This is a genomic window from Mitsuaria sp. TWR114, assembly GCF_007997345.1.
In genome coordinates, this window is the sequence record NZ_VOSR01000831.1 from 1 (window position 1) to 2,619 (window position 2,619).

Below are 2,619 nucleotides of genomic sequence, written 5' to 3' on the forward strand. Positions count from 1 at the left end.
GCCCAGCAGGCCCACCAGCGCGATCACCGGCGGCGCCGGCGACCTCACGTTGAGCAGGCCGTAGATCACGCCGACGAGCAGGCCCACGGCGGCCGACAACACATATGCATTCATGAGGACCGCCTTTGCGCTGCCGTCGAAGCTCAGCCCTCGTGGGCGTTGAACATCGTCTTGGCGTAGTTGATGCCGATGCCGTAGGCGCCGCCGACCTTCTTCGCGATGCCGGTGGTCATGTCGTAGGTTTCGCCACGAGCCCAGTCGCGCTGCAGCTCCAGCAGGTACTGCAGCGAGGTGATCGGCTGCGCGCCGGCTTGCACCATGCGCTCGACGGCGCGGTTGTGCGCTTCCAGCGAGACGTCGCCGCAGGCGTCGGTGATGACGTAGACCTCGAAGCCCTGGTCGATCGCCGACAGCGCCGGACCGACGATGCAGACGCTGGTCCACAGGCCGGCCAGCACGATGCGGTCCTTGCCGATGCGGTTGATCTCCTCGATCACCGCCACATCCTCCCAGGTGTTCATCGAGGTGCGGTCCAGCATCTTCTTGCCGGGGAAGGGCGCGGTGACCTCGTCGAACATCGGGCCGGAGAAGCTCTTCTCGGCGACCGTGGTCAGGATGGTGGACACGCCGAAGCCGGCGGCCGCCTGCGCCACCAGCGAGGCGTGGGTGCGCAGGTTGTTGGCATCGATCGAGTGCGTGGCGAAGGCCATCTGCGACTGGAAGTCGATCATGACCAGCGTGTGGTCGGTGGGGTTCAGCAACTTGGCGCCGGGAACGGCCTTGGCGAGCTTGCTCATGGGGGTCTCCTGGAGGGACGGGGAAACGAAGGTCCGCGCGGCGGTGAAGAACGGCGCGGACCCTCGAGGGGATCGTTGAAGCGGACTACTGGCGGGATCAGGACTTCGCGAAGGCCAGCAGGTCGGCGTTCAGCTGGTCCTTGCTGGTGGCGGCCAGGCCATGGCTGCCGCCCTTGTAGACCTTGAGCGTCGCCTTGGGGGCCAGCTTCACCGACAGCTCGGCGGAGTTGCCGATCGGCACGATCTGGTCGTCGTCGCCGTGGATGATCAGCGTCGGCACGGTGATCTTCTTCAGGTCCTCGGTGAAGTCGGTCTCGGAGAACTGCTTGATGCAGTCGAACTGCGACTTCAGCGAGCCTTGCATGCCCTGCAGCCAGAAGCTGTCGCGCATGCCTTGCGAGACCTGCGCGTTCGGGCGGTTGGCGCCGAAGAAGGGCGTCGTCAGGTCCTTGTAGAACTGCGAACGGTCCTTCTGCACGCCGGCGCGGATGCCGTCGAAGACGTCCTTGGGCAGGCCGTTCGGGTAGGCGGCGGACTTCATCATCGTCGGCGGCACGGCGCCCACCAGCACGACCTTGGACACGCGCTTGACGCCGTGGCGGCCGACGTAGCGGGTGACCTCGCCACCACCGGTGGAGTGGCCGACCAGCATCGCGTCCTTGATGTCGAGCTTGTCGAGCACGGCGGCCAGGTCGTCGGCGTAGGTGTCCATGTCGTTGCCGTTCCAGCTCTGGCTGGAGCGGCCGTGGCCGCGGCGGTCATGGGCGATCACGCGGAAGCCGTTCTGGCCGAGGAAGAGCATCTGGTCTTCCCAGGCGTCGCTGCTCAGCGGCCAGCCGTGGGAGAAGACGACGGGCTTGCCGCTGCCCCAGTCCTTGTAAAAGATCTGGGTACCGTCCTTGGTGGTGACGTAGCTCATGGGGGCTCCTGGTAGGGGGTGTTGCGAGGGGGTGGAGGGGGAGGAAGAGGCCGCGGCCTCGGCGCCGTCGGCCAGCGCCAGCGGCAGCGCCGCGGCGAGCGCGAGCTGGCCGCCCAGCGCGAGCAGGTCGCGGCGGGTGAGGTCCGAGGGGGTCGAAGGAATCGTCATCGAGGGTCTCCGAGGGATGAAGGCATCCTAGGAAACCGATGTCCGGCGCGACAGCCGCCGATGGCGCAGCCAGCGCTCTCCCGTCAGAGGCAGGTGGTGGACGATCCCCTCACCCTCGCCCTCTCCCCCCGCGGGGGAGAGGGAATGAGCGGGGACGCTCGGGGGAGCTCAGAGGCGCAGCAGGCCGCGCTTGAGCGCCAGCACGACGGCGTGGGTGCGGTCGCGGGCGTCGAGCTTGGACAGGATCATCTTCACGCGCGCCTTGATCGTGTCCTCGGACAGCGAGAGCAGGCCGCCGATCTCGCGGTTGCTCAGGCCCTGCGCGATGTGCTCGAGCACGTCGATCTCGCGCCCCGAGAGCTGCTCCTGGCCGGCGTGCGCGGCGATCTCCTGGGCGACCTCGTTGGGGATCCACCGGTTCCCGCGATGCACCGCGCGGATCGCGTCCAGCAGCTCGGTGCGCAGCTGCGTCTTGAGCAGGTAGCCCGAGGCGCCCAGCTTGAGCGCCTGCCAGGCCTGGGCATCGGCCTTGAAGGTGGTCAGCACGATGACCCGCGCGCCAGGGCTCAGCGTGCGCAGCCGCGACAGCGCCTCCAGGCCGTCCATGCCCGGCATCTGGATGTCCATCAGCGTGACGTCGGGGCGCAGCCGCTCGAAGGCCTGCAGGCCCTGCCAGCCGTCGGCCGCCTCGCCCACCGGCGCCATGTCGGGTTGCTCGCCCAGCACCGCGGCGAT

Annotated in this window: 4 protein-coding genes; all 4 read right to left on the reverse strand. The window is 68.3% G+C overall.

From position 1 onward, the window contains the following. Nucleotides 1–114 (reverse strand): DUF1427 family protein (locus tag FUT87_RS24675; RefSeq protein WP_147242707.1); only part of this gene is annotated, 114 nt, incomplete at its 3' end. Nucleotides 115–143: 29 nt separating this feature from the next. Next, nucleotides 144–797, reverse strand: a complete 654-nt coding sequence (locus FUT87_RS24680) for a hydrolase (RefSeq protein WP_091730426.1) — start codon at nt 795–797, stop codon at nt 144–146. A 97-nt stretch (nt 798–894) separates the two neighbouring features. Further along, nucleotides 895–1,884, reverse strand: a complete 990-nt coding sequence (locus FUT87_RS24685; RefSeq protein WP_147242708.1) for an alpha/beta fold hydrolase — start codon at nt 1,882–1,884, stop codon at nt 895–897. 168 nt (nt 1,885–2,052) lie between these two features. Further along, nucleotides 2,053–2,619, reverse strand: a 567-nt coding sequence (locus tag FUT87_RS24690) for a response regulator transcription factor (protein ID WP_147242709.1), incomplete at its 5' end; no start/stop codon positions are given.